Annotated in this window: 23 protein-coding genes and 1 riboswitch; of the genes, 7 read left to right on the top strand and 16 right to left on the bottom strand. The window is 67.0% G+C overall.

Annotated features, from left to right (window positions below; all coding sequences use genetic code 11):
- Positions 1–324: 324 nt before the first annotated feature.
- Positions 325–2,856 (top strand): ABC transporter permease, encoded by a 2,532-nt coding sequence (locus NYP18_RS12590; RefSeq protein WP_259428547.1) that lies wholly within the window; start codon positions 325–327, stop codon positions 2,854–2,856.
- Here NYP18_RS12590 and NYP18_RS12585 read toward each other — a convergent pair.
- The 8 genes from NYP18_RS12585 to NYP18_RS12550 are packed head-to-tail and all read right to left on the bottom strand — an operon-like array spanning position 2,853 to position 11,524.
- Entirely contained in the window at positions 2,853–3,956 is a 1,104-nt protein-coding gene (locus tag NYP18_RS12585) for a pyridoxal phosphate-dependent aminotransferase (protein ID WP_259428558.1), read from the bottom strand. The genes NYP18_RS12590 and NYP18_RS12585 overlap by 4 nt on opposite strands.
- Positions 3,957–4,000: 44 nt before the next feature.
- Positions 4,001–4,648, bottom strand: a complete 648-nt coding sequence (locus NYP18_RS12580) for a DUF3239 domain-containing protein (RefSeq protein ID WP_259428546.1) — start codon at positions 4,646–4,648, stop codon at positions 4,001–4,003.
- 10 nt (positions 4,649–4,658) lie between these two features.
- On the bottom strand, positions 4,659–6,317 hold the full coding sequence (locus tag NYP18_RS12575) for a DNA repair helicase XPB (RefSeq protein ID WP_259428545.1): 1,659 nt from the start codon (positions 6,315–6,317) through the stop codon (positions 4,659–4,661).
- A 57-nt stretch (positions 6,318–6,374) separates the two neighbouring features.
- Positions 6,375–7,529 carry an ABC transporter permease gene (locus NYP18_RS12570; RefSeq protein WP_369415256.1) on the bottom strand — a complete coding sequence of 385 codons (1,155 nt, stop codon included), beginning with the start codon at positions 7,527–7,529 and terminating at the stop codon, positions 6,375–6,377.
- Between the two features lie 14 nt (positions 7,530–7,543).
- Complete coding sequence (locus NYP18_RS12565; RefSeq protein ID WP_259428543.1) at positions 7,544–8,422, bottom strand: ABC transporter ATP-binding protein; 879 nt, start codon at positions 8,420–8,422, stop codon at positions 7,544–7,546.
- 5 nt (positions 8,423–8,427) lie between these two features.
- Entirely contained in the window at positions 8,428–8,955 is a 528-nt protein-coding gene (locus NYP18_RS12560) for a hypothetical protein (RefSeq protein ID WP_259428542.1), read from the bottom strand.
- A complete protein-coding gene (locus NYP18_RS12555; protein ID WP_259428541.1) occupies positions 8,952–9,224 on the bottom strand; it encodes a helix-turn-helix transcriptional regulator in 273 nt (90 codons plus the stop codon). Before NYP18_RS12555 ends, NYP18_RS12560 begins: the two co-directional genes overlap by 4 nt.
- A gap of 41 nt (positions 9,225–9,265) precedes the next feature.
- Entirely contained in the window at positions 9,266–11,524 is a 2,259-nt protein-coding gene (locus NYP18_RS12550; RefSeq protein WP_259428540.1) for a helicase-associated domain-containing protein, read from the bottom strand.
- A 64-nt stretch (positions 11,525–11,588) separates the two neighbouring features.
- On the opposite strand from NYP18_RS12550, the gene NYP18_RS12545 reads away from it, so the two are divergent.
- Positions 11,589–11,783, top strand: coding sequence for a hypothetical protein (locus NYP18_RS12545; protein WP_126121783.1), 195 nt, complete (start codon positions 11,589–11,591; stop codon positions 11,781–11,783).
- 135 nt (positions 11,784–11,918) lie between these two features.
- Here NYP18_RS12545 and NYP18_RS12540 read toward each other — a convergent pair whose 3' ends face one another.
- Entirely contained in the window at positions 11,919–12,551 is a 633-nt protein-coding gene (locus tag NYP18_RS12540; protein WP_259428539.1) for a resuscitation-promoting factor Rpf1 domain-containing protein, read from the bottom strand.
- An 8-nt stretch (positions 12,552–12,559) separates the two neighbouring features.
- Positions 12,560–12,755, bottom strand: a riboswitch (cyclic di-AMP (ydaO/yuaA leader).
- 328 nt (positions 12,756–13,083) lie between these two features.
- Between NYP18_RS12540 and NYP18_RS12535 the strand changes: the two genes are divergently transcribed.
- Positions 13,084–13,467, top strand: a complete 384-nt coding sequence (locus NYP18_RS12535) for a cold-shock protein (protein ID WP_259428556.1) — start codon at positions 13,084–13,086, stop codon at positions 13,465–13,467.
- Here NYP18_RS12535 and NYP18_RS12530 read toward each other — a convergent pair.
- Entirely contained in the window at positions 13,464–14,006 is a 543-nt protein-coding gene (locus NYP18_RS12530; protein ID WP_259428538.1) for a DUF2771 domain-containing protein, read from the bottom strand. The two genes, NYP18_RS12535 and NYP18_RS12530, sit on opposite strands and share 4 nt — an antisense overlap.
- Positions 14,007–14,017: 11 nt before the next feature.
- Positions 14,018–14,758, bottom strand: coding sequence for a glutaminyl-peptide cyclotransferase (locus NYP18_RS12525; RefSeq protein WP_259428537.1), 741 nt, complete (start codon positions 14,756–14,758; stop codon positions 14,018–14,020).
- 31 nt (positions 14,759–14,789) lie between these two features.
- On the opposite strand from NYP18_RS12525, the gene NYP18_RS12520 reads away from it, so the two are divergent.
- On the top strand, positions 14,790–15,530 hold the full coding sequence (locus NYP18_RS12520) for a DUF3027 domain-containing protein (protein ID WP_439648098.1): 741 nt from the start codon (positions 14,790–14,792) through the stop codon (positions 15,528–15,530).
- A gap of 71 nt (positions 15,531–15,601) precedes the next feature.
- Here the strand turns inward: NYP18_RS12520 and NYP18_RS12515 are convergent, their stop codons facing one another.
- Both NYP18_RS12515 and NYP18_RS12510 read right to left on the bottom strand, forming a co-directional pair.
- The gene (locus tag NYP18_RS12515) at positions 15,602–16,681 is read right to left on the bottom strand and encodes a methyltransferase (protein WP_259428535.1); all 1,080 of its coding nucleotides are present in this window, start codon (positions 16,679–16,681) and stop codon (positions 15,602–15,604) included.
- Positions 16,682–17,008: 327 nt separating this feature from the next.
- On the bottom strand, positions 17,009–17,719 hold the full coding sequence (locus NYP18_RS12510; RefSeq protein ID WP_259428534.1) for an aminotransferase class IV: 711 nt from the start codon (positions 17,717–17,719) through the stop codon (positions 17,009–17,011).
- Positions 17,720–17,839: 120 nt separating this feature from the next.
- On the opposite strand from NYP18_RS12510, the gene NYP18_RS12505 reads away from it, so the two are divergent.
- Both NYP18_RS12505 and NYP18_RS12500 read left to right on the top strand, forming a co-directional pair.
- Positions 17,840–19,300, top strand: coding sequence for an NCS2 family permease (locus tag NYP18_RS12505; protein ID WP_259428533.1), 1,461 nt, complete (start codon positions 17,840–17,842; stop codon positions 19,298–19,300).
- Positions 19,300–20,133: a TrmH family RNA methyltransferase gene (locus tag NYP18_RS12500; RefSeq protein WP_259428532.1), complete on the top strand. Its 834-nt coding sequence runs from the start codon at positions 19,300–19,302 to the stop codon at positions 20,131–20,133. Before NYP18_RS12505 ends, NYP18_RS12500 begins: the two co-directional genes overlap by 1 nt.
- On the opposite strand, the gene NYP18_RS12495 is transcribed toward NYP18_RS12500, so the two are convergent.
- From NYP18_RS12495 to serC, 3 genes are all read right to left on the bottom strand, one after another.
- Positions 20,115–20,954 (bottom strand): DUF6928 family protein, encoded by an 840-nt coding sequence (locus NYP18_RS12495; protein ID WP_259428531.1) that lies wholly within the window; start codon positions 20,952–20,954, stop codon positions 20,115–20,117. The two genes, NYP18_RS12500 and NYP18_RS12495, sit on opposite strands and share 19 nt — an antisense overlap.
- 12 nt (positions 20,955–20,966) lie before the next feature.
- Positions 20,967–21,878: a septation protein SepH gene (gene sepH / locus NYP18_RS12490; protein WP_259428530.1), complete on the bottom strand. Its 912-nt coding sequence runs from the start codon at positions 21,876–21,878 to the stop codon at positions 20,967–20,969.
- A 102-nt stretch (positions 21,879–21,980) separates the two neighbouring features.
- The gene (gene serC, locus NYP18_RS12485; RefSeq protein ID WP_259428529.1) at positions 21,981–23,111 is read right to left on the bottom strand and encodes a phosphoserine transaminase; all 1,131 of its coding nucleotides are present in this window, start codon (positions 23,109–23,111) and stop codon (positions 21,981–21,983) included.
- A 505-nt stretch (positions 23,112–23,616) separates the two neighbouring features.
- On the opposite strand from serC, the gene NYP18_RS12480 reads away from it, so the two are divergent.
- The gene (locus NYP18_RS12480) at positions 23,617–24,909 is read left to right on the top strand and encodes a citrate synthase (protein WP_259428528.1); all 1,293 of its coding nucleotides are present in this window, start codon (positions 23,617–23,619) and stop codon (positions 24,907–24,909) included.
- The last annotated feature ends 48 nt before the right edge of the window (positions 24,910–24,957 follow it).

Below are 24,957 nucleotides of genomic sequence, written 5' to 3'. Positions count from 1 at the left end.
GCACCCGGGAGGGTGTGGGAGAGTAGGTTACCGCCGACGCTAAAACAAAAAACAACTGAATACCAACGAACACCCCGGTGGTGTGGTTCCCCTGTGAAAAACGGGCGGATCACATCACCGGGGTTTTCTCGTTCCACAAACACGACGGATACCACAAATTCGGACAGGATTCACAACATTTCGGATGGATCTTGACGGTTGGAACGGGAAGAATAACAGGATAGACGAGAGGACTCGTCACCGACATCTGCGTGAGGAAATGAATACGACCATGGACCGACTCTGTCCTACCCCCCGTCCTGACAGGTCACGGGGAGTACGGGGATGACTTCACTGCCTATCCTGCAGAAGATCTCCCTACGCAGCATCGCCGCCCACCGACTGCGACTGATCATGACGGTCCTGGCCGTGGTGCTGGGTACAAGTTTCGTGTCCGGGGGATTCATCCTCACCGCCTCGCTGTCGAAGGCCTTCGACGACATTACCGCGGCCAGCTACGAAGGCTCAGACGTCGTACTCAACTCCACACCCGATCATCGGCTCACCCGCGCCATGGGAGAGGAGATCGAGGCCCTGCCGGGGGTGGAGAAGGTGGAGACCACCAATATCCAGCCGGTCGTGATCATCGGTCCGGACGGTGCCCCCTATCAGTCCGGTGGTGCGGGCTCCTGGCTCCTGCCTTTCACGCCGCAGGAGCCTGCCATGACGGGAGGTGTCACGGTCGTGGAGGGACGGACACCTGAGGGGCCCACTGAGGCAGTGGTGAACACCGCTGCGGCGGAGCGGGCCGACATCAGCCTGGGGGACACCATCACGGTCATCGACACCTCGAAACGGACTGACTTCGAGATCGTCGGACTGACGGAGCTCCCCACCTCCACCGGCGGGTGGGCGGGCGTCCAGATTGCGGAGGAACTGTACCGCACGGAGTTCACGGACGGGGTGTCCACTGACCGGATCCTCGTCCGCGGGGAGATCAGCCGCGATGCCCTGGCTGCCCGCTACCCCGGCTTCGACATCCTCACCTCCGAGGAGGCGTCCGCGCAGGACTCCGAGCAGATCTCCTCGTTGCTGGCCTTCTTCACCTACATCCTCGTCGCCTTCGGGCTCATCGCCCTGCTGGTGGGGACGTTCATCATCTCGAACACGTTCTCCATGATCGTGGCGCAGCGGACGAGGGAGTTCGCCCTCCTGCGTGCCATCGGCATGTCCCGTCCCCAGTTGACCAGCTCCGTGCTGGTGGAGGCAGCTTTCATCGGTGTCCTCGGGTCCGTCCTGGGCATCGGGGTGGGCATCGGTCTGGTGCGTCTCATCGTCACCGCCATGGAGGCCTTCGGGCTCGGCTTCCCGGATTCCGGTCTGGGACTCGACGCAGCCAGCATCCTGGCGCCCCTGGGCGTCGGCATCGTGGTCACCCTGCTGAGCGCCTGGGTGCCCGCGCGCCGTGCCGGCGGGATCCGGCCCGTGCAGGCCATGCGTTCGGGGGAGCAGTCGAGCACCCAGCCGGTGGGGGCGCGCAGCATCCTGGGCGGGGTCCTGGCGGTGGCCGGTGTGGCCGTGACCGTGACGGCCGCCTTCATGACGGACTGGTCCACCACCACCCGGGCGGTGCTGACCGGCATCGGTGCCCTGACGCTCATTCTGGGTGCGCTGCTTCTCCAGGCGGGACTGGCGCGTGTGATATTTTCCGCGCGCTCACCGTTCCGGTCGGTGGTGCCCCTGCTGGCACGCACGAGCCTGGCCCGGAATCCGCGGCGTACCGCCGCCACAGCCTTTGCTCTCACTCTCGGGGTGGCGCTTGTCTCCGCCGTGGGCATCCTCGGGGCGTCGATGAAGCTCTCCGTCTACGGTTCCATCGACGAGGAGATGCGTGCCCAGACCGTGGTCTCGGCGGGCCTTCTCTCCACTCAGGGCATCCCGGGGCAGGTCGCCGACGAGATCAGCGCCATCGACGAGGTCGACGCTGTGGTGCCCAGCCTGTGGGCACCCCTCAGCGTCGCCGGCAGAACCGGGACCGCCAGTGCGGCGGGCGCGGTGAGCAATGTCCTCACCGTGGATCCCACTCTCGCACTGCACCTGGAGATCCTCGGGGGAGACTTCGCAGATCTCACCACGGCACCTGGGGCGGGGCTCAGTGAGACGGTGGCGCGGGAGCTCGGCCTGTCCGTCGGTGACCTCGTCGAGATCGCATCCCCGGTGTCGGTGGCATCCCTGGAGGTGCCTGTCCGGGTGATCTGGGCGGACTCGTCCGCCTACACCCCCGTCGCTGTCACGGAGGCTGCCGCGGAGCAGATCCTGCCCGACCGCAGTTCGTGGATCATGCAGGACCTCTTCGTCACATTCACCGACGGCGCCGACGAAGCAGAGGTGCACGAGCAGGTCCTCAGCACCACTGACCCCTACGGGGTGCTGCAGGTGCTGACGAAGGAGGAGTACCGCCTGGCCAGCGCCGAGCAGATCGACCAGCTGCTCGCCCTGGTCTATGCGTTGCTGGCGTTGAGTGTGATCATTGCGGTACTGGGGATCATCAACACGCTGGCACTGTCGATCATGGAGCGCCGCCGTGAATTCGGCATGCTGCGGGCGGTGGGTATGCAGCGCAGCCAGATCCGGCGGATGGTCACCATCGAGTCGATCCACATCGCGGGCCTGGGCGCGACCGCCGGCATCATTCTCGGCGTGTGGCTGGGCTGGTGCTTCGTCCGCGCACTCGCCGACCAGGGGATCACCCGCTGGGCGATCCCCTGGGACCAGATGGCAGTGGTGCTGGTCGCCGCGATCGTGGTCGGTGTGCTGGCCGCTGTCTGGCCGGCGCGGCAGGCAGCGGCCACCAACCCGCTGGAGGCGGTGGACTAGAGCTGCTGCAGCCGGTCCACGGCCAGCCGCAGGGTCCCGTGGCGTTTACCGAAGGCGAAGCGCACCTTCGTGCGCCAGGGCCCGGGATCATCACAGAAGACCTGGGCGGGGATGGCGGCGACACCGATGCGTTCGGGCAGGTCGAGGCAGAAGGCGACACCGTCGGTCGCCCCGAGCGGGGCGATGTCGGCCACCACGAAATAGGTGCCGTGACTGTCGTGGACCTCCAGCCCCGCGGAGCGCAGGCCGGCGACCAGCAGGTCACGGCCCCCGGCGAGTTCGGCCACCATGTCGTTCAGCCACGCGGACTCCTCGTTGAGGGCATGGGCGACGGCGGGCTGGAAGGGCGTGGCGCCGACGAAGGACATGAACTGCTTGGCCTTGAGGACGGCGTCGAGAAGCGGGGCGGGAGCGAGCGCCCAACCGGTCTTCCAGCCGGTGACGTTCCACGTCTTCGCGGCGGAGGAGACGGTGACGGTGCGTCCGAACATGCCGGGCAGGGAGGCCAGGGCGGTGTGGGTGACCCCGTCGAAGAGCAGATTCTCGTAGACCTCATCGGCCAGCACCAGCAGGTCACGTTCCACACAGACGGCGGCGAGTTCCGTGAGCACCTCGCGGGAGAAGACGGAACCGGTCGGGTTGTGCGGGGAGTTGACGATGATCATCGCGGTCCTCCCGGTGACTGCGGCGCGTACCGCGTCGACATCCACCGTCCAGCCGGCCCCGTCGGCGACGAGCGGCACCGCCACCCGCTGCGCCCCGGCCAGGGCGATGGCGGCGGCGTAGGCGTCGTAGTACGGCTCCAGGACGATGACCTCTGAACCGGGCTCCACCAGGCCGAGGACCGTCGCCGAGATCGCCTCCGTGGCGCCGACGGTGACCAGCACCTCCGTCTCCGGGTCGTAGCTGACCTGATGGTCGCGGGCGCGTTGGGCGGCCACCGCCTCGCGGAGCACCGCCATGCCCCGGGCCGGGCCGTACTGGTTGTTGCCGCCGCGGATCTGCTCGCACGCGATCTCCAGCATGCGGGGTGGGCCGTCGGAATCGGGGAAACCCTGACCGAGGTTGACGGCATCGAATTCTGCGGCCTTCGCGCTCATCGTGGCGAAGACCGTCTCGCCGAACTGGCGGAGCCGGGCGACGGTCACAGCGCCAGGAGGTTGTAGCGGGTGGCCTTGACCTCGTCGAGGCGTTTGCGGGCCTTGTCCAGACGCGTCCACTGGTCCTCCGGGATGGACCGGCGGGCGGTGTTGACCACGTCCTGGTCCGGGGTGCCCCAGGCGATGGGCATGGGGGAGATCTCATCCCAGTGCTCCTGGTCACGCACGCTGCGCCGGCCCTGGACCGCGGCGACGGGGACCCGGGTGCCCAGCTTCGGCTCCTTGATGCCGTTGATGCGGGAGACGGTGCGCAGTGCGGCACCCCAGCGCGGCGGGAGCAGCGGGTCGACGTTGGTGTTCACCAGCGCCATGAGCACGTAGTCACGCTCGTTGACCTCGGCGACCACGGCCGGGGCCAGGGGGTAGGCGTCGTAGAGCTCCTGTGGTTTGCCGACCTTGCGGGGCACCGCCACGGCAAGGAAGAAGCAGAGCAGGCCGAAGGTCAGCGAGATGATACCGCCGACCAGTCCCCACACCTCACCTGCTCCCAGCCAGGCGAAGAGAACCACCGCCAGGGCGAGGAGGATGACACCGAAGACGATCGCTGACAGCTGCAGCCGTCGGGTGTCCCGGAGCATCTCGTTGTTCTTCTTCGCGAACGCCTCGTCCACCTCGAACCTGAAAACCTTCATGGGTGACAGCCTAACCAAGCTGGTCCAGGTCCTCCGCATCGACGATGCGGTAGGCATAACCCTGCTCGGCGAGGAAACGCTGGCGATGGGCCGCGTACTCCGCATCCAGGGTGTCCCGGGAGACCACCGAGTAGAAGTGGGCTTCGCCACCGTCGGCCTTGGGGCGCAGCAGCCGGCCGAGGCGCTGGGCCTCCTCCTGACGGGAGCCGAAGGTGCCGGAGACCTGGATCGCCACGGCGGCCTCCGGCAGGTCGATGGAGAAGTTCGCGACCTTGCTCACGATGAGGACGTTGATCTCCCCGCGACGGAATCGCCCGAAGAGTTCCTCGCGCTTCTTGTTGGGGGTGCGGCCTTCGATGACGGGGGCACCGAAACGCGCGGCGAGTTCCTCCAGCTGGTCGAGGTAGGCGCCGATGATCAGCGTGGGCTGACCGCGGTGGCGTTCCAGGAGCTTGTCGACGACGCGCATCTTGCCCTGTGCGCTCGCCGCCAGGCGGTAGCGGTCGGCGGTCTCCGCGGTGGCGTAGACCATCCGCTCGGAATCGGTCATGGTGGTGCGCACCTCCACGCACTCGGCGGAGGCGATGAAACCCATGGCCTCAATGTCGCGCCACGGGGCGTCGTACCGCTTCGGCCCGATGAGGGAGAAGACGTCGCCCTCGCGGCCGTCCTCACGCACCAGCGTGGCCGTCAACCCCAGGCGGCGACGCGACTGCAGGTCGGAGGTCATGCGGAAGACCGGGGCGGGCAGGAGGTGGACCTCGTCGTAGATGATCAGCCCCCAGTCGCGGGAGTCGAAGAGCTCCAGCGCGCGGTACTCACCCTTCGTCCTCCGGGTGACCACCTGATAGGTGGCGATGGTGACGGGGCGGATCTCCTTCTTCTCACCGGAGTACTCGCCGATCTCCTCGGCGGTGAGCGTGGTGCGGCGCAGCAGTTCATCGCGCCACTGCCGGCCGGCGACGGTGTTGGTCACCAGGATCAGGGTGGTGGCCTGGGCGCGGGCCATGGAGGCCGCACCGACCATCGTCTTACCCGCCCCACACGGCAGGACCACCACGCCGGAGCCGCCCTCCCAGAAGGAGTCGGCGGCGTAGCGCTGGTAGTCGCGCAGTTCCCAGTTCTCGTTCTCCGTGGACAGGGCGATGGGGTGGGACTCGCCGTCCACGTAACCGGCCAGGTCCTCCGCCGGCCAGCCGACCTTGAGCAGTTCCTGCTTGAGACGGCCCCGCTCGGAGGGGTGGACGGGGATGTTCTCCGCGTCGACTGGTTCACCGAGCATGGGCCGGATCTTCTTGTGCCGCTGCAGCTCAGCCAGGATCGCCGGTTCGGCGGACTCGAGGATGAGCCCGTGGGCCGGGTGCTTGTGCAGACGGACACGACCGTAGCGGGACATCGTCTCAGCGACATCGACGAGCAGGGGCTGCGGTACCGGGAAACGGGAGTAACGCTCCAGGACGTCGACGACCTCCTCCGCATCGTGACCCGCGGCACGTGCGTTCCACAGCGCCAGCGGGGTGATGCGGTAGGTGTGGACGTGTTCCGGGGCGCGCTCGAGCTCGGCGAAGGGCGCGAGCCCGGCGCGCGCCTCATCCGCCTGTGCGTGGTCGATCTCCAGCAGAACGGTCTTGTCCGACTGGACGATCAGGGGGCCGTCCCCGAATGCCATGGAATGCTCCTTACTGACGGGTGTGCAGCATTCCATTATGGCAGGTCAGTCAAGTCCCTACCGGGCAGTCAGTGCCTGGCGCCAGGTCATGCGGCGGCCGTTGTTGAGGATGGCCGCCCGGTAGATGCGCGCCACCAGCCAGATCGCCAGCAGGTTGGTCAGCGCCAGGATCCCGTAGGACAGGGCGAGCTGGCCGAGGCCGAAGTTGCCGGCCGCGTACTGCAGCGGGGCCACCGCCACAGACATCGGCGGGACCCAGGCCAGGACCTCCATCCAGGTGGAGTCGAGCGCGTTGAAACCGAAGGTGGCGGAATAGATGGTGGCGATCAGCAGGAGGAGGATCGGCATCTGCGTGGACTGCAGGTCCTCCGTGCGCTGCACCATCGCACCCGCCGCGGCATAGAGGCTGCCGAAGAAGATCATGCCCAGCAGGAAGCCGACGAGCAGGACCGCGAGGATGCCCCAGTCGAATTCCAGGCCCTCCAGCAGGCCGGAGAAGGCCAGGGCGGCACCGGCGATGATCACCATGACGGTGGTGGCCAGGAAGCCGAAGATGACGTTGCCGAGGATCTTGCCCGCCAGGAAGTCCATCGGCCGCACACTGGCGAGGATGATCTCCACGACGCGGGAGGACTTCTCCGCGGTGACCCGGCCGCCGATGTTGCCGGCGAAGAGCATGACGGTGAACATGAGGACTACCACGCCGGCCAGCACGGTGAGCACGGCCGGGTAGTTGATCTCGGTGGTGGCGTCGGCCCCGAGGTCCACGGGGATGACCGTGGTCGGCGGCAGGGCGGTGGCGAATTCCTCCGGGGTGAGCCCGAAACCGGCGAGGGCCTCCTCGGTGGCCTGCGAGTTCACCAGCTGCGTGGCCGCTCCCAGCACGGTGGGGGAGGGATCCCCCTCCGCGAGCAGTTCCCAGCCCTGCTCGGTGGGGACCAGCGCGGCGTCGTCATCACCCATCTCAAGGGACGTCATGGCGTCCTCCCGGTCGGCGACATTGACGAAGATGACCTCTGACTCCTCCGGGGTGGGGGCGTTCATCCCCACCACGGCGATGGAGGGTTGCCCGCCCTCACGCTCGGACAGCAGCGTGAGGGCCCCGATACCGGCCAGGGTGAGCACCAGGGTGAGCACCACGGAGACCATGATGCCCTTGTTGCGCAGTGCCACCCGCATCTCGCGTTTTGCCACGGTGGTGATGGTGTTCATCGACGAATAACTCATCAGGCGACAACCTCCCGGAACAGGTCGGTCAGGTCTGGGATCAGACGGGTGAAGGAGTGGACGGGGCCGACGGCGATGGCGGCCTGGAGGATCTGCTGGTCATCGGCGGGGTCGGCGGTCTCGAGGACCACCCCGCGCTCGGTCTCGCTGACCAGACGTGTGCCTTCCGGGTACCAGTTGCGCGCCGGGGTGTGCACCTCGAAGCGGACGGGTCCGGACATGCGCAGTTCATCGACGGTGCCCTCGGTGACCATGGAGCCCCGGGCGACGATACCCACCCGGTCGCTGAGGCGCTGCACCAGGTCGAGCTGGTGGGAGGAGAAGATCACCGGCACACCCTGCCGGGCGCGTTCGACGAGCATCCGGCTCATCACCTCCACGGCGACCGGGTCGAGCCCGGAGAAGGGCTCGTCGAGGATGAGCAGCTCCGGCTCGTGGATGAGGGAGGCCGCCAGCTGTACACGCTGCTGGTTGCCCAACGAGAGGTCGTCGAGTTTGTCGCCGGCGCGTTCGCCCAGTCCGAGCTGCTCGAGCAGGGAGGTCGCCGAGTCGTGTGCCGATTTCCCGGACATGCCGTGCAGCCGCCCGAAGTAGGTCAGCTGGTCGGCGATACCCTCCTTGCCGTAGAGTCCGCGCTCCTCGGGCATGTAGCCGATGCGGCGGCGGATGTCGTCGTTCATGGGGGTGTCGTCGAAGCGCACCTGACCGGAATCCGCGGAGAGCACGCCCAGCGCGATGCGCATGGTGGTCGATTTTCCTGCTCCGTTGGAACCGACGAAACCGTAGATCTCGCCGGGATTCACAGAGAAGGTCATGTCATTGAGCGCGCGGTTGTCCCCGAACGACTTGTTCAGGTGATCGATGTGGAGTGTGGGCATGTCCTTCAGTATTCCTCTTCGGGGTCGGTGTCGGCGTCGTCCCGGTTGAAGGCCAGCGCGTAGCCGACCACCGGCAGGGTGCCCACGGACAGGTAAAGCATAATCATGTACATGCCAGCGAACATGGACATCGTGGCCACGTCGATGTGCTCACGGAACAGGGCACCGAGGAGGATCACCGCGGCTCCGCCGAGGATGAGCAGGATCTCGAAGATCCGGAGACTGCGTCGGCGCCAGTCAGCGAGCACCTCCTGCTCGTAGCTGTCGAGCACCTGTTCCGGTGCGGTGTCCTTCGCGTCGATGGCGGAGCGCAGCACCGTCCACGCCACCATGGAGGTGAACAGGGCCGCGAAATGGAACCACATGAAGTGTGTCCAGAGGAACGACCCGGCCAGGGAGACCATCGCCAGGGCGAGCCCGGTGAAGTAGGCGGCTATCAGCGCGCGGGTGGGGCGCGGTCGGCGCAGCTCCTCGAAACGGGGTGCGTTGTCGGCGAGGTACTGCCACCGCCGCAGTTGACTCTCGGGCGTCATGTCATCTCCTGAGTGGGTTGGTAGAGTTCCGCGGACATCGGGTTGAACTCTGTGCGGGAGAAGACCGCCTCCACGGGCAGCCCGAAGGTCTCGCAGATCCGCAGGGCGAGGTCCAGGCTGGGGGAGTGGTCACCGCGCTCGAGTGCGCCGATGGTCTGGGGGTTGACGTTGATCAGTTCAGCCAGCTGCGCACGGGACATGTCCCGTTCCGCGCGCAGCACACGAACCCGATTGAATATCGGACTCTTCGACTGTTTCCTTGGGGACATGCAACATAGTGTTGCATAAACCCAACGGGTTTGCAGCGCGTCTACCCGAGCAGCACCTCCGTGATGCGGTGCAGCATGAAGCGCTGCACCTGACCGCTCACCTCGTCGAGGGCGTCGACCTGCCCGCCCGTCACCGTCAGGGGGGTCACCGTGCGGTGCATGGCCCGCCCGTGCTTGTCGACGAACCCGAGCGTCACCGTCCGCCCACCCCGCGCCGCCGCCTGCAGCAGCGCCAGGGTGGTGCGGGTGTCCGGGGCAGTGTGGGCCGTACCGGCCTCCTTCGCGCCGTCAGCCCTGCGGATTGCGGCGACCGCCGCACTGATCCGGGACTCATCGAGCACCGGCAGTGCCTTCACCGGGATGTCCGGGGCAGGCAGGCGCGCGGGTTTCGGCCGGATGTCCAGTGCCGCGCCGGTGGCGTCCTCGGCGACCGGTTGGAAACCAGCCTCCCGCAGCTCCTCGATGACCTTCGCCAGGGGAGCCTGCGCCACCGCCACCGTCGGTGCGATGATCCGCAGGGCCACCCGCTCCGCGGCCGGCGTGCGGGCGGCCTCGGTGAGCAGCGCGGGGTCGTCGCAACGCAGGTAGCTCAGCGCCGGTCCACCCCGCAGGGTGCCGTGGCGGCGGGCGACGTCCTCGATGAGATAGATGATCGACTGCGGGACCTCGCCGAGGGAGTGGTCGGTGAGCCAGTCCCGCAGCTGCGCGGCCGTACGGCCGGTGTCCAGCGCGCGGCGCACGGAGGTTTCCGTCACCCGGTATACGCTGGCCAACCCGGCGGACTCCAGCTCCCCGAGGAGGTCCAGCTCCGTCTGCAGGTCCCGCGACAGGGGGCCGGGGGCCATGACCGTCATGTCTGCCTGCGGGATCACCCTCTCCACGGTGCCGGGGGTGACCTCCCCGGCCACGGCGAGAGCGTCTGCCGCGGGGTCGAGCAGTGCCCGCAGGACGGAGGTCGCCGTCCCCTGCGCCAGGGCACCGGTCCAGCGGGCCTCCGCCACAATCTCGGAGATTGTCTCCTCCGGCAGGAGGGTGGCGGCCACGGGGCGGGTGAAGAAGAGGTCGTCGCGCATCTGCTCGTCCGTGACGTCCACGCCGGGGGCCACGAGCGTGTGGCGGCTGACCAGCAGGCGGCGGTGTTCGGCGAGGTGCGGCCGTTTCATGGCGTCGCTGAGCAACCGGACCGGCTGCCGCTTCTCATCCCGGGTGCCGATCAGCCACGGCGCCCAGGGCGAATCCAACCATCCGGAAAGCATGGCCACCCAACGTGTGGCCAGGTCGGAGTCCAGCCACCCGTCGGCGGCCAGGGTGGGGGAGAGATAGTCCGAACCCTCATCACCGGCCGGCAGCGGATCCGGTTCCCCACGGCCCAGCAACCCGGCTGCGGTCCCCAGGCTGACCAGGCGGTGGATCTCCGTCTCCTCCACGCCCAGGGCGCGGGCGAGCGTGGTCACGGCGCGTACCCCCACCCCACCCTCCTTCAGCAGCGGGGCAGGGTTCTCGCCGAGCAGCTCGATGAGCTGCCGGAGGTTCCGGGCCACCTCCAGCCCCGCCCCCGCGCCGGCGTGGTCGGCGCGGTCGCGCCCCCGGTCGTCGGCACGCGTCTCCCCCAGCACCCGGGGTGAGGGCGTCAACGGCCGCTGGGTGACGTCCCCACCGCGCAGCAGCGCCCGTACCCGCCGGGGCAGCCGCACGGTGCCGGCATCCACCCGTACGAGCAGTCCGGCATTGATCAGCTGCGGGACTGGGTGGCCCGGGTCGGCGTCCACCGCCGCATGCTTCGTGCGCCCCACCCCACCCGAGTTGAGGAGCGTATCCAGGATCGCCCGCTGTGGCTGGCTCAGTTTCTCGATCACCGCCAGCTCCATCACCGCCGGGGCATCATCCAGCAGCTGCCAGTCCTGCGGCAGGGACGACATGGCCTCCGCAGTGATCCGCAGGGACTGCCCGGAGCCGTAGCACAGGGCCAGTTCCCGTAGCCGGCGTAGCGCCTGCTCCACCTGGGCCGGGGCGGCGGTGGTCGCCGCACAGACCTGGTTGATGACATCCGTGGCCGCCACCGGCTCCAGCTCCGCGCCGAGGTCGGCGGCCGCCTCCAGGGCCGCCAGTTCCAGGGCGTTCAGGGTGCGCAGGGCCCGGCCCACGGAGGCCCGCAGCTCGAGGCGGGCGGCGAGAGGGGTGATTCCCGGGGGTAGCGGCAGAACCACATCGGGGCGGGCACGAAGCAGATTCGCCAGTTCGCGGTCATCACACTGGGCCAACCAGGTGCGGAAATCGGGGCTTTCGGGGGTGGCAGACATGGTGCAACCGATTTTAGTTGCAGTTCAAGTTACTTTTCCGCCGTAGTTTTGCAACAATGAGACCATGGCTAACGTTGAGAAGAAGGGCTATGTCGATCCGGGCTGGCCGAAGCACATCCCGCGGACTGACGGCCACGTGGTGACCGAAATTACCTCCACCCTGGCTGGTGCGTCCAGCCCCTACGGTGACGACCTGGTTCTCCCGCGTCCCGCGGAAGAGCTGGGCTACGTCCACCCGTACACCCGCTTCAACAAGTAGGGGTCCGGGACACTTCCCAGACGCAGACTGATCCCCCGCGCACCTTCCTGGTGCGCGGGGGATCAGTCTCTGGAGGGGGGAAAGCGGAACGGCCCCCGATCTCAGGCTGAGGTCGGGGGCCGTTGACGTGGTTTTCTAGAGACCCACGACAGCGTCGATGGTGCCGCGGTTGGCGCCGTAGAAGGCGTTGAAGTCGTGGCGGTTGGCGTTGTAGGTGGCGTCGAGGGCAGCCGGGACGCCGACACCGTACTGGGTCAGGGAGTCGCGGACGAGGCCGTAGACGGCGTCGACGGCGAGCTCATCGGAGGACACGCCGGAGATCACGGACTGCTCCTCCGACTGGGCGACGATCTGCTGGACCTGGGCCGGGGCGGATGCCTCGGTGGTCGGGGCGGTGCGCGGGGTCGGGGCGGAGTTCAGGCCCAGACGTGCGGAGCAGGCGGGCCATGCGCCCCAGCCCTGGCCGGCGAGGGTCTTCTCGGCGACGGCGATCTGCTGCTCGCGGGTGGCCTGGTTGGCGGTGGCCGCGTACTGGGTGCCACCGTAGGCGGCCCAGGTGGAGGGGGAGAACTGCAGGCCACCGTGGTAGCCGTTGCCGGTGTTGATGTTCCAGTTTCCGCCGGCCTCGCACTGCGCGAGACGGTCCCAGTCGGAGTCCGGGGCGGCGGCGGCGGCCGGTGCCAGCAGAGCTGCGGCGGTGCCGAATGCGGCGGTGGTGGCGGCGAGCTTGGCCGCGGCGGAAACGGTCTTACGGGTGTGACGTGCCATGATTGCTGTGTTCCTCTCATGTTCACGCCTGCGAGGTGAGCTGTCGGGTTCGGGCGGAGGATCACTGTGCCCGGCCCCACTGTCGTGGGGCTTCACCCCGAGGGCAACGGCTGTACTTCTCTGGCCGTCGACCGGTGCGGACCTGGCTGGCCCGCGGTGGTTTCCCCGCCCCTGTCCACATGTATTCTCAAGTATCTGGTGCACTCTGCTGCGCGGCCGCCCGCCTCCCGGACAGGGCTCGGCGTGGGTGGCGGGGAACGGTCCTGCGCGGTGCCTGCCCGATACGATAACGGTTTATAACGTTTCAGTCACGCTAAGTGAACGAAACGGTGTGGATTTCATGGCGGTGCGGAAAAATCCCCCGGGAAGTCCCAGCTCACGACGTCGCCCTCCGCGGGTGTGAGTTACCTCACGCCACGCCGGGCTGGCTGTCCTCCCGCCGGAATCCCCTCCCCGCAGAAATAACTTCTCCCCACCCCGGAGGGGTATACTGACGCCTTCACTATTCAACAGCTAAGGACAGGTGAGCATTGTGCCGATCGGCAAGGTGAAGTGGTACGACGCCGATAAGGGCTTCGGATTCGTCTCCAACCCCGGGGATGAGGATGTGTTCGTGGGCAAGCAGGTGCTGCCCGAGGGAGTCGACGAGCTGGTCCCCGGCCAACGCATCGAGTTCGACTTCGCCGCCGGCCGCCGCGGACCGCAGGCCCTGCGGGTGAAGATCCTGGACACCCCGCGCCGTCGACCCGCGCAGCGCCGCAAGCCCGAGGAGCTGGGCAGTCTGGTCCAGGACCTCATGACCGTCCTGGAGACCCAGGTCCAGCCGGGCCTGGCCGCCGGCCGCTACCCCGACCGCCAGACCGGCCGGCAGGTCGCGGAGATCCTGCGCGCCGTGGCGAAGGAACTCGACAGCTAGTCCTCCGCCGGGTCCACCATGGTGCTCAGGGACCACACCGTGGCGTAGGGGGTCTCCTGCCCCTCGGCGTCGGGACCGATCTGGGCGGAGGAGATCTCCACGACCATGAGGCGGGGACGGGGGTCACCCGCATTCACCGGGTCGACGGAACCGGGGATCTCCACCTGCTCGGTGTCGTAGGGGCCGTGCAGCTGCTGGTCATTGACCGCCGGATCGTCGTAGATCATCAGCAGCTGCCAGTCATGGTCGTGGATCGGCTCGGGGATCTCCAGCACCAGAGTGTCGTCCGGGCCCACCGCCAGGTTGGGCACCTCACCCTCCGGGCACTCCAGGCCGGGTTCACACACGAGATACGGGGAGACCTCGAGGGAGCTGTCACCCACGCGGGCCGTGACGGTGATGTCCTGCGGGGCGGGGCCGGGCCGGTTGTTCCACCAGTTCTGGGCGAGGACCGCCGCGACGATGATGATCACCACGGCGATCAGGAGAGCGAGAAACTGCAGCAGCGACCTCTGCCGCGCCTTCTTGGGGGTGGACATGGCTCCTCATCCTACTGGGCGGGGATGAGCTCGACCTCGTAGAGGTCGGGCCAGCGTTTCCCGCCGAGCAGAAAACGGTCGGTGCCCGGCACGTGCGCGATTCCGTTGAGGACGTGGTCGGCGGCGGGTTCGGCATTGTTGGGCAGGCCGGCGGCGTCGATGACGGCTGTGACGGTGCCGGCGGCGTCGATACGCAGGATGTCGGTGGTGAGGAATACATTGGCGTAGATGTCCCCGTCGACGCACTCGAGCTCGTTGAGGTTCTCCTGCGGGAGACCGTCGGCGGTGACCTGGAATCGGTCGACTTCCGCGAAGGTCCCGGGGTCGAGCCGGCGGAGGGTGTCGGTGCCGTCGGACATGATCAGCTCCTCCCCGGTCGAGCACAACCCCCAACCCTCGCCGGGGTAGGGGACGCGGTCGATCTCCTCGAGTGTGTCCGCATCGCGTTTGACCGCCACCTGTCCCCGCCAGGTCAGTTGCCAGATGTGTCCGCCGTGGCGGGTGACCCCCTCACCGAAGCGCTCCGGTTCCAGCCCGGCGGAAGCCAGCTCCTGCCCCTCGAGGGTGGTGCGGTAGATGCGTGATTCCCCGTACTCGCCCGTGCCCACCAGCAGCGTGCCCCCCTCCTCGAGCTCCAGACCCTGGGTGAAGCTGCTCGCGTCGAAGGGGTGGACCGCCACGATCCGCGGTACCAGCTGCTCCACTTCCACGGGTTCCCCCGCACAGGAGACGAGACCTGCAGCAGATGACATGAGGAGCGTTGCAGCGGCTTCCCTGAGACCCATGGGTTCCATCATGCCGCACATGGCCCATAATGGGGGCGTGTCCTCCTCTCATCGTCGCAGGAAATCTGCACAGCAGCGCAGTCCGCTTCTCGACGCCCGCGCCGTCGAACTCGCCCGCACCGCCCTGGAGGAACTCGGGGACGGGCCAGTCGGCGAGCACATCGGGGTCCAGGGTCTGACGAAGAACGTCGCCACCCACCGCTTCGCCGCGGACGTGCCCGGTTACAGCGGTTGGGAGTGGAATGCCGTACTGGCCTGCGCCTCCGGCTCCCGCCACGTCACAGTCAATGAACTCGCCCTCGTGCCCGCCCCCACCGGTGAAGCCCTCCGCGCACCCGAGTGGGTGCCGTGGATCGACCGGATCCGACCCGGCGACCTCGGCCCCGGCGACCTCATGCCACCCGAGCCGGGGGACGAGCGTCTCACCGAGGCCGAGGACGGCCGTCTCGTCCTGTCGAAGAAGGGACTGGAGAACGCCAGACAGCGCTGGCGCACGGGCGACTACGGCCCCAACAGCGAATTCGCGGAGAAGGCGACCCTGCACTGCCGCACCTGCGCCTTCTTCGTTCCGGCGGGGGAGGTGCTGGGGGAGAACTTCGGTGCGTGCGTGAACGAGTTCTCGGCGGACGGCCACATTGTCCACGCCACCTACGGCTGCGGAGCACACTCCGACACCCCGCCGGACACCCTCATCGAGGAGGCCCCCGATGCCTTCGACGATGAGTACCCGATCTTCTAGTACCGCGCCAGGCAACCTCTGTCCTTCAGGTCCCGGAGCATTATCGGGGCGGTCCACCCTGTATATGGTGTTCACCGCTGCGGAACAGGACTTTTTCTATGCAGTCTCCATAGTGAGGTGACTTCCCTCGAACGTGCGGCGTGCAGCAGGTCTGAGCTGTCTCTCGCTCGCCCATGGGTGGGCGTCGTGTCGAGCCGATCGATCACCTGAAGCCCCGCCTCGTCAATTGCGTCCAGAAGCATCTGTCGGCTGCGCAGGCCAAGGAGCTCGGCGAGATCAGAGAGGATCAACCAACCCTCTCCGTCATCCGTGAGGTGACGTGGCAACCCGGCCAGAAATTGCAGCAGCATTCTGCTGCCGGGGTCATACACTGCCGCATCGAGTGTGGTCGCCGCGCTGCCCGGCAACCACGGCGGGTTGCAGACGATGAGCGGCGCCCGTCCTGCAGGGAACATGCTGGTCAACTGGGCCTCTGCCACACCCTGCATGCCCAGTCGGGTGAAGTTGTCGTTCGCACAGTCCACTGCACGCTGGTTGAGGTCCGTTCCCAGCACCTTTTCCACACCCCGGTTCACGAGCACTGCGGCCAGCACTCCGGTGCCGGTACCAATATCGAACGCCAGATCCCGATTGTTCAGCGGTGCGCGGGCAACGAGATCAACATACTCGTGACGGGTGGGCAGAAACGTACCGTAATGAGGGTGAATCTTTGCGTTCAGGGCGGGAACGTCGACGCCCTGCACGAACCATTGATAAGCGCTCTGCACCCCGATCAGCTCCTGCAGACTCACCACAGCATCCTCGCTGCCGGAGCCAGGATGCTGCCCATACCCGAACTCCACCGCCGGACCAACGTGCGGGGCCCGGGACAAGGGCACCATTGCACTCCCGCTCTGTGCATCAAAGGTGAGCGGCACCAGAACCAACGACATCATCCGTGAACGCTGGGCTCTGACCTGGCGGATACGGTAAAACTTATCTGCATCAGCCATGTCAGGCTGAGCTGCTGCCCTCCCTCGACCTTTTGTCAGGCGTCGGTCCATGGCACTCAAAATTTGTTTTGCGTTGTGGAAGTCGCCCAACCAGAGCATCCCCGTGCCCTGCGCTGCATACCTCATCGCCTGAACTGTGGTGAGCCGGTCATCGACCACGACAAGTTTCCTGGGCGCGGGCCGGTCATTTGCTGACCACCACCTGGCTGAACCCGCTGCCCCGTCATGTTCCCAGTTCAGTAACTCTGCCGCAGGAATCTGGTCCGGAGTAATAGGAATCAACCTCGCTCGATAACGGTACGTCAGCAGTGGGGACCTGCCGGCACCCGCAGGCACATCCACCTGCTTGTCTTGTCCATAGCGATGACCAGCGTGAATGCGCCGACGGTAGGTTCGGTTGCCTGATCATAACAGGATGCCGCTCTGGTCTGATCCGGTGTCAGCAGTCCTGGTGTCGCTCACCCGTAGGGTACGTGCCCCATACCTTCAGACCTCTCCGGCCTGCTCCCACATCCGCTGGTTGATCTCCCGGTGGGTGGGGGCCCCCAGACGCGGCGCGTTGAGGCTGCTCGGGGCCAGCACGGAGCCGTATTCCAGCCAGCCGGTGACCTTGCGCACACCCTCCATGGAACTGAGCAGCCAGGTCTCGTTGCTGCGCAGCTGCAGCATGGTCAACCCCTCCGGATGCTCGACAATCCTGAGTCCCGCCCCGGTGAGCAGCTCCAGGGCCGCCTCCAGCGTCACCGAATCCGAGGCGCGCTGGTGGGCGGAGACGTTGACGGTGCCCTCCTTCAGGTCCAGGAAGAGCACGGCGGAGAAGACCCCCGAGATGACATTGCCGCGTTCGTCGATGAGCAGGCCGGCATCGGAGTCGGAGTGGCGGAGCATGTTCAGGTGTCGGATCTGCCAGCCGAAGTCCGGGCCCTTGCGGGTGGGGTGACGACGCTGGTCGAGGATCCCCTCGGCGTCGACGGTGATCTCCTCCGCCGGCATGATTGAGGGGTGGAGCTCCACGGTCACCGTCGTCTGACCGACACGGATGGCGGGACGGAAGATCCCCGGGCCGGCCTCACGGAGCTTCGCACGAACCTCGTCGACGAGTACCGGGTTGTCAGTGGTCTCCTCACGGAGGCGGTTGAGGTGGGCTTCCAGGTTGGCGACGCGGCCGTCGCGCATGAGGAAGGTCGACACGTACATCACGGGGCGGGCTCCTTGCAGTCGACCCATAATCTACCCAAATGTTGTGTAATTCAAATCCAGGTGGGAGATTTACGAGGTAAAGAGAACTTCATTGAATCCGGAACAGGGGAACCGCGTATGACCACCGGGGTACAGAACAAGGACCGGAGTGCCCTCGACAGGTACTTCCACATCACCGAGCGTGGCTCGACCATCGGCACAGAGATCCGCGCCGGGGTGGTCACGTTCTTCGCGATGGCCTACATCGTCATCCTCAACCCGCTGATCATCGGCACCACCGAAGACATCAACGGCACCACCCTGGGGATCTCCCAGGTTGCCGCCGCCACCGCGCTGGCAGCCGGTGTGATGACGATCGGTTTCGGTCTGATCGCCCGCTATCCCTTCGGCATCGCCGCGGGCCTCGGCCTCAACACCCTCGTCGCCGTCACCCTCGTCGCGGGGGAGGGGCTGACCTGGCCCGAGGCAATGGGACTGGTTGTCCTCGACGGTGTGGTCATCGTCCTGCTGGCGATCTCGGGTTTCCGGACCGCCGTCTTCCGTGCGATCCCGCCATCGATGAAGGCGGCCATGGGTGTCGGTATCGGCATGTTCATCTCCATCATCGGCTTCGTTGACGCCGGTTTCGTCCGCCGCATTCCCGATGCCGCGGGCACCACCGTGCCCGTCGGCCTCGGCATCGACGGTTCCATCTCCTCCTGGCCGACGGTCACCTTCGTCCTCGGCCTGATCATCTGTGGCTTCCTCGTCGTGCGCAAGGTCCGCGGCGGGCTGTTCCTGGGCATCCTGACCACCACGATCATCGCCATGATCGTCGAGGCCCTGACCGATGCGGGTCCCTCCTTCGTGGAGGGTGAGGCCAACCCCGCCGGCTGGTCCCTGGCGGTGCCCGTCATCCCGGAGGGTTTCGGCGGTCTGCCCGACCTCTCCCTGGTCGGCGCGGTCGACCTCTTCGGTGCCTTCACGCGCATCGGCGTCATCGCCGCCACCCTGCTGGTGTTCACCCTGGTCCTGGCGAACTTCTTCGATGCGATGGGCACCATGACCGCACTGGGCAAGCAGGGCAACCTGGTCAACGAGAACGGCGAGCTGCCCGACATGAAGAGGGCCCTGGTCGTCGAGGGTTTCGGCGCCATCGTCGGTGGTGCGACCTCCTCCTCCTCAGCCACCGTCTACGCGGATTCCGCCGCCGGAGTCGGTGACGGTGCGCGCACCGGCCTGGCCAACATCGTCACCGGTGTGCTCTTCCTGCTGGCCATGTTCCTCACCCCGCTCTACGAGGTGGTGCCCATCGAGGCCGCCGCCCCCGTGCTGGTCATCGTCGGTGCAATGATGATGGCCCAGGTCACCGACATCGAGTGGACCAAATTCCACATCGCCCTGCCGGCCTTCCTGACCATCGTGGTCATGCCCTTCACCTACTCCATCGCCAACGGCATCGGCGTCGGCTTCATCGCCTTCGCCCTCATGGCTGTCGCGGCAGGGAAGGCCCGGGAGGTCCACTGGATCATGTGGCTGGTCTCCGCCCTGTTCATCGTCTACTTCGGCATGGACCCGATCCTCGAGGCGATCGGCTGATGCGGATCCGGATCGACGACCCCGCGGACCCGCGTCTCGACGACGTCCGCGACCTCAACCACTCCGACGCCGCAGAGCGCCGCCTGGTGATCGCCGAGGGCCCGCTGGTGGTGGGACGCCTGCTGGAGGCCCGCTTCCCGGTCCGCTGCCTCGTCGGTTTCCCCGGCAGAATCGACAGTTTCCTCGCCGGGAACGTTGTCCCCGCCGACCTGCCCCTCTACGAGGTCAGCCGGGAGGTGCTCGCTGAGGTCGCCGGCTTCGACATGCACCGTGGTCTCCTCGCCGCCGCGGACCGGGCACCCGAACCGGAGCTCGGGGAGATCCTGGCTGAGGCACGCACCGTCGTCGTACTCGAGGGGGTCGGCGACCACGAGAACATCGGCTCGATGTTCCGCAACGCCGCCGGCATGGGCATCGACGCGGTGCTCTTCGGCAACGGCTGCGGCGACCCGCTTTACCGGCGGGTGGTCCGCGTGTCCATGGGGCATGTGCTGCGCATGCCGTTCGCCCATCTGACAGGCACCTACACCACCTGGCAGCGTTCTCTGCAGCAGCTTACCGATGCCGGTTTCCGCCTCGTCTCCCTGACACCTGATCCGGGGGCGGCGCACCTGGCGGACGCGCTCGTGGATGAGCAGGGGCAACCGTGGGAGAAGGTGGCGCTGCTCGTCGGCGCGGAAGGGCCGGGTCTCACCGAGCACGCCATGCGGGTAACCGACATCCGGGCCCGGATCCCCATGGCGCCGGGCACCGACTCCCTCAACCTGGCCACCTCGGCGGCGATCGCCTTCTACGAACGCGATCGCTCGCTGCTTCAGCCCCGGTCGGAGTGACGGATCTTCTCCGTCACCCACGAGCGGGCCAGACGTAACCGGCGGCTGAGCCCGGTGCCCGTGCGCCGCACTGCTGCCACCGATTCATCCGCCCACCGGGGCAACCGGTCCCGCTCCTCCTCGGCGGCAAACTCGTAGTCGTCATAACCGCCGGTGACCTGCGGCTCTGAGGGCTCGCGTGCGGCGCGCTCCCGTTCGAGCCGTGGACCGTCGACCTCCCGGGGTGCGGGCCGACCGTCGACCGCATACGCCACGATGTGGATGTCGGGTCCCTCCGGCGTGATGTCGATCCCCAGCCAGGAACGCCGGGCCTCCGCAACCAGATCCACAGGTTCGAAAGGCAGGGCGATGCCGCCGGCGCTCTCGGCCTTCTCGCCGGCCCAGTAGGGGGCCTCGAAAGGCTCGGGCAGACCGACGTCCTCGTAGGTGCGGGTCCGCTCCGCGCACAGCGAACGCTTGAGCGCCCCGCCCCGCCAGTGCGCCAGCGCGCCGTAACCGGTCGCGGGGTTCACCCCGAAGGCGTACACATCGGCGGCGGGCACGGATTCCAGCAGCCGGCGGTCGAGCTCAGAGAGCGCGGGGGTGTCCGTCAGGACCGTCTGCACGATGGTGACCCCCGGGAAGCCCGCCACATAGAACTCACCCGCAGAGGCCTGCGCTGAACGGTTCAACGCGAACTCGCCGATCGGCGTGATCGGCCACGTCGGATTGAGCTGGGCCAGGTATTTCCGGCCGAAGCCGCGGTCCGCCCGCGGTTCTGCGGTGATCACCCCCGCAGGGTCAGCGGCCGTGACAAACCACAGGGTGACGACAGTCTCCACGACCCACCGCCCCTAGTTCCGCGGACGCTTCGTGTTCGCGCGTACGCCCAACAGCACGTCCTCCCAGTGGGGGGTCACTGCTTTACGACGCCGCCGCGCCGGCGGCGCCTTCTCCTCAGCCTGGAAGTCCTCGCCCTCCAGTTCCTCGGTCTCCGGGACCTCCGGGGTCAGCTGCTCCCCGTCGGAGGTGTCCTCGTCATGGTCCTCCTCGTAGCGGTTGCCCCGACCCACGGAAGTCAGGGAACGCACGGGCTGCACGAAGTCAGGATCCGTCAGGTCGGCGGCCACCGGGTTACGGGCCTCGGCCGTTGTCTGTGAGGTCGGATGGGCGTTGATCGACCACTCGGCCTCGTTCTCTGACAGGCCGACGGTCCAGGTCACCCGGGCCACCCAGGTGCCGTCCGCCTCCCGGTAGGCGTCCCAGGATGTGTCTGCGACGGAATGCCCGCGGGCGGCGAAGGCGGCGGCCAGGACCTCCCACAGCGTCAGCTTCGCCGGGCCGTCCTCCCGGATCGGATGGGCCTGCTTCGCCATCTCCGCCATGCGGGAACGCTCCAGCAGCACCGGATGTGCGAAGGCCTCCACGCGGGAGACCGCGACCCTCATCTCCGCGGCGAGTTCCTCCACCGAGGATCCACTCCGGATGCGTCCCTGGATCTCCCTGGGACGCATGGTCAACGGGGCGGTCAGGAGGGGATCGCGCTCGGGCAGGGCACGCGGAGGTTCCGCAACCACCACGGGGGCGGGCTCCGGATCCGGCTCGGGCTCGGATGGGGCAGCGATCTCGGGCTCCAGGCCGCTCAGGAGGTTCTGCCCGGCGGCGTCAAGCTGCGTGACATCCAGGAAGAACTGATCGCCGTCCGCGGTGCGCAGCACCAGTGAGGTGGACGTCGATTCATCAGGGACGAGGAACAGCTCGCGCATGCGTTCTCCTTCAGGACAGCTCACGTGATGTGTTCCACCCTAACGCAGACATGCGCCGGACCGTGTGATGTCCGACGCATGTTGATCTGTGCAGCAGCCTGACTACTTGGCGGCGACGCCCGAATCCAGGACGTGGTCGATGGCCTTGGTCAGGGTCACGACGTCGGCGGAGTCGATCGCCGGGAACATGCCGATCCGCAGCTGGTTGCGGCCCAGCTTGCGGTAGGGCTCGACGTCCAGGATGCCGTTGGCGCGCAGGACCTTGGCGATGACGGCGGCGTCGATGGAGTCGTCGAAGTCGATGGTGCCGACGACCAGGGAACGCTTGGCCGCGTCGGTGACATAGGGGGTGGTCTCCGCACGGGCCTCAGCCCAGGAGTACAGGGCGTCAGAGGAGGCGGTGGTGCGCGCGACCATGCCGTCCAGGCCGCCGTTGTCGTTCATCCACTTGACCTGGTTGTCCAGCATGAGCAGGGTGCCCACTGCCGGGGTGTTGTAGGTCTGGTTCTTCAGGGAGTTGTCCACCGCGGTCTGCAGGTCCAGGAATGCCGGGATGAAGCGGCCGGAGTCCTTGATCTTCGCGATGCGCTCGATCGCGGCCGGGGACATGGCTGCCAGCCAGATGCCACCGTCGGAGGCGAAACACTTCTGCGGGGAGAAGTAGTAGACGTCGGTCTGGGAGATGTCGACGGGCAGACCGCCGGCGCCGGAGGTGGCGTCGATGGTGATCAGGGAGCCCTCCGAGCCTTCCGGACGGATGATCGGAACCATGGCGCCGGTGGAGGTCTCGTTGTGGGCCCAGCCGATGACGTCGGCACCCTCGATGGCCTGCGGGGCCGGGGCATCGCCGGCCGGGGCCTCGATGACGGTGGGCTCATCCAGCCACGGTGCCTGCTTGGCGGCCTTCGCGAACTTGGAGGAGAACTCGCCGTAGGACAGGTGGCCGGACTTCTTCTCGATGAGACCGAAGGTCGCCGCATCCCAGAAGGCGGTGGCGCCGCCCAGGGAGAGGATGATCTCGTAGCCCTCCGGCAGGGAGAACAGCTCGGCGAGGCCCTCGCGCACGGAGCCGACGACGTTCTTCACGGCCGGCTGGCGGTGGGAGGTGCCGATGATGTCACGGCCACCGTCGACGATGGCCTGGATCTGCTCCGGACGGACCTTGGACGGGCCGCAGCCGAAACGACCGTCGGCGGGGATGAGGTCGGCGGGGAGGGTGGGGAACTCGGTCATGGGGATGACGTCCCTTTCATGGTCTCTGGGATGGCTGTCCGAACTAGAACAACCCTAGTATCTCCCTGCCCGCCGGCGGGCCGGAACCCGGGTGTGTCCCGGAGCTGCGCAACGGGGGTAGCGGGTGGGGGAGTAAAACAGTCGCAACCTCGCAAATTCCATGGGGGTGACCTGCTTCGGCCGAATATGTTGCCGCCATCACATGATTTGCTAAACTGTGCCGTGGCCCACCTGGCTGGCGCGTGGACTGCTTCCGAGGGAGCAGCGGAAATGCCCTGGCGTGGGATGAATAACTGCACAAAGGTGGCCTCGCCGGTTATTCCCGCACTCACATGAGTGGGGGAGGTGGCGGGAATACCGAGGGCACCATCGTGATAGCGTCACCTAAACTCATACATGACTCACCGTCATGTCGGGACTACGGTGAATGTCACATCACCAAAGTTCTGATGGCGGCTGACCCCGACGCGGGGCAAGGTCGAAAACGAAGTCTGAAAGGTACACAGTGGCTACTGACAACAAGGACAAGGCCGTACTCCACTACCCGGGCGGCGAGTACGAACTCGACATCATCAAGGCCACCGAGGGCAACGATGGCGTCGTCCTCGGCAAGATGCTGGCTGAAACGGGCCTGGTCACCTTCGACCCCGGCTACGTCTCCACCGGTTCCTGCGAGTCCGCGATCACCTACATCGACGGTGAGAACGGCATCCTGCGCCACCGTGGTTATGACATCGCCGACCTGGCGGAGAACGCCACCTTCAACGAGGTCTCCTACCTCCTGATCAACGGTGAGCTGCCGACTGTCGATGAGCTGCACAAGTTCTCCGACGACATCCGCCACCACACCCTGCTGGATGAGGACTTCAAGTCCCAGTTCAACGTCTTCCCGCGGGATGCCCATCCGATGTCTGTCCTGGCGTCGTCGGTCAACATACTGTCCACCTACTACCAGGATCAGCTGGACCCCATGAACGAGGCCCACCTGGATAAGGCGACCGTCCGCCTCATGGCCAAGGTGCCGATGCTGGCTGCCTACGCCTACCGTGCCTCCAAGGGTGCCCCGTACATGTACCCGGACAACTCCCTCAACGCGCGCGAGAACTTCCTGCGCATGATGTTCGGCTACCCGACCGAGCCGTACGAGGTCGACCCGATCATGGTCAAGGCACTGGACAAGCTCCTCATCCTGCACGCGGATCACGAGCAGAACTGCTCCACCTCCACCGTCCGCATGATCGGCTCCGCCCAGGCCAACATGTTCGTCTCCATCGCCGGCGGCATCAACGCACTCTCCGGACCGCTGCACGGTGGCGCCAACCAGGCCGTCCTCGAGATGCTCGAGGAGATCGACGCCAACGGCGGCGACGCCACCGACTTCATGAACCGGGTGAAGAACAAGGAGGACGGCGTCCGCCTCATGGGCTTCGGCCACCGCGTCTACCGCAACTACGACCCGCGTGCGGCGATCGTCAAGGAGACCGCCCACGAGATCCTCGAGCACCTCGGCGGCGACCACCTCCTCGATCTCGCCATGAAGCTCGAGGACATCGCCCTCAACGACGAGTACTTCATCTCCCGCAAGCTGTACCCGAACGTCGACTTCTACACCGGCCTGATCTACCGCGCCATGGGCTTCCCGACGGACTTCTTCACCGTCCTCTTCGCCATCGGCCGCCTGCCGGGCTGGATCGCCCACTACCGCGAGCAGCTGGCCACCACCAACAAGATCAACCGCCCGCGTCAGATCTACACCGGCAACACCCTGCGCACCGTCACCCCGCGTGAGGAGCGCTAGAAACACCGGCTGATCCGTGTGTCGGGAAACCGGGCACAACGCCACCTC

It is taken from the genome of Corynebacterium lemuris, assembly GCF_024919295.1.
GTDB classification, from domain to species: domain Bacteria; phylum Actinomycetota; class Actinomycetes; order Mycobacteriales; family Mycobacteriaceae; genus Corynebacterium; species Corynebacterium lemuris.
This window is presented reverse-complemented; position numbering and strand designations above follow the sequence as displayed.

What these genes read in the sequence shown, in the direction of transcription:
- NYP18_RS12570 (WP_369415256.1), bottom strand. Translation starts at nt 7,529, where the DNA reads ATGAACACCATCACCACCGTGGCAAAACGCGAGATGCGGGTGGCACTG.
- NYP18_RS12520 (WP_439648098.1), top strand. Translation starts at nt 14,790, where the DNA reads ATGGGTTCCATCATGCCGCACATGGCCCATAATGGGGGCGTGTCCTCC.
- NYP18_RS12510 (WP_259428534.1), bottom strand. Translation starts at nt 17,719, where the DNA reads ATGTACGTGTCGACCTTCCTCATGCGCGACGGCCGCGTCGCCAACCTG.
- NYP18_RS12580 (WP_259428546.1), bottom strand. Translation starts at nt 4,648, where the DNA reads ATGAAGGTTTTCAGGTTCGAGGTGGACGAGGCGTTCGCGAAGAAGAAC.
- NYP18_RS12565 (WP_259428543.1), bottom strand. Translation starts at nt 8,422, where the DNA reads ATGCCCACACTCCACATCGATCACCTGAACAAGTCGTTCGGGGACAAC.
- NYP18_RS12575 (WP_259428545.1), bottom strand. Translation starts at nt 6,317, where the DNA reads ATGGCATTCGGGGACGGCCCCCTGATCGTCCAGTCGGACAAGACCGTT.
- serC (WP_259428529.1), bottom strand. Translation starts at nt 23,111, where the DNA reads ATGACCGAGTTCCCCACCCTCCCCGCCGACCTCATCCCCGCCGACGGT.
- NYP18_RS12545 (WP_126121783.1), top strand. Translation starts at nt 11,589, where the DNA reads ATGGCTAACGTTGAGAAGAAGGGCTATGTCGATCCGGGCTGGCCGAAG.
- NYP18_RS12540 (WP_259428539.1), bottom strand. Translation starts at nt 12,551, where the DNA reads ATGGCACGTCACACCCGTAAGACCGTTTCCGCCGCGGCCAAGCTCGCC.
- NYP18_RS12590 (WP_259428547.1), top strand. Translation starts at nt 325, where the DNA reads ATGACTTCACTGCCTATCCTGCAGAAGATCTCCCTACGCAGCATCGCC.
- NYP18_RS12550 (WP_259428540.1), bottom strand. Translation starts at nt 11,524, where the DNA reads ATGTCTGCCACCCCCGAAAGCCCCGATTTCCGCACCTGGTTGGCCCAG.
- NYP18_RS12555 (WP_259428541.1), bottom strand. Translation starts at nt 9,224, where the DNA reads ATGTCCCCAAGGAAACAGTCGAAGAGTCCGATATTCAATCGGGTTCGT.
- sepH (WP_259428530.1), bottom strand. Translation starts at nt 21,878, where the DNA reads ATGCGCGAGCTGTTCCTCGTCCCTGATGAATCGACGTCCACCTCACTG.
- NYP18_RS12525 (WP_259428537.1), bottom strand. Translation starts at nt 14,758, where the DNA reads ATGTCATCTGCTGCAGGTCTCGTCTCCTGTGCGGGGGAACCCGTGGAA.
- NYP18_RS12585 (WP_259428558.1), bottom strand. Translation starts at nt 3,956, where the DNA reads ATGAGCGCGAAGGCCGCAGAATTCGATGCCGTCAACCTCGGTCAGGGT.
- NYP18_RS12530 (WP_259428538.1), bottom strand. Translation starts at nt 14,006, where the DNA reads ATGTCCACCCCCAAGAAGGCGCGGCAGAGGTCGCTGCTGCAGTTTCTC.
- NYP18_RS12500 (WP_259428532.1), top strand. Translation starts at nt 19,300, where the DNA reads ATGCGGATCCGGATCGACGACCCCGCGGACCCGCGTCTCGACGACGTC.
- NYP18_RS12560 (WP_259428542.1), bottom strand. Translation starts at nt 8,955, where the DNA reads ATGACGCCCGAGAGTCAACTGCGGCGGTGGCAGTACCTCGCCGACAAC.
- NYP18_RS12505 (WP_259428533.1), top strand. Translation starts at nt 17,840, where the DNA reads ATGACCACCGGGGTACAGAACAAGGACCGGAGTGCCCTCGACAGGTAC.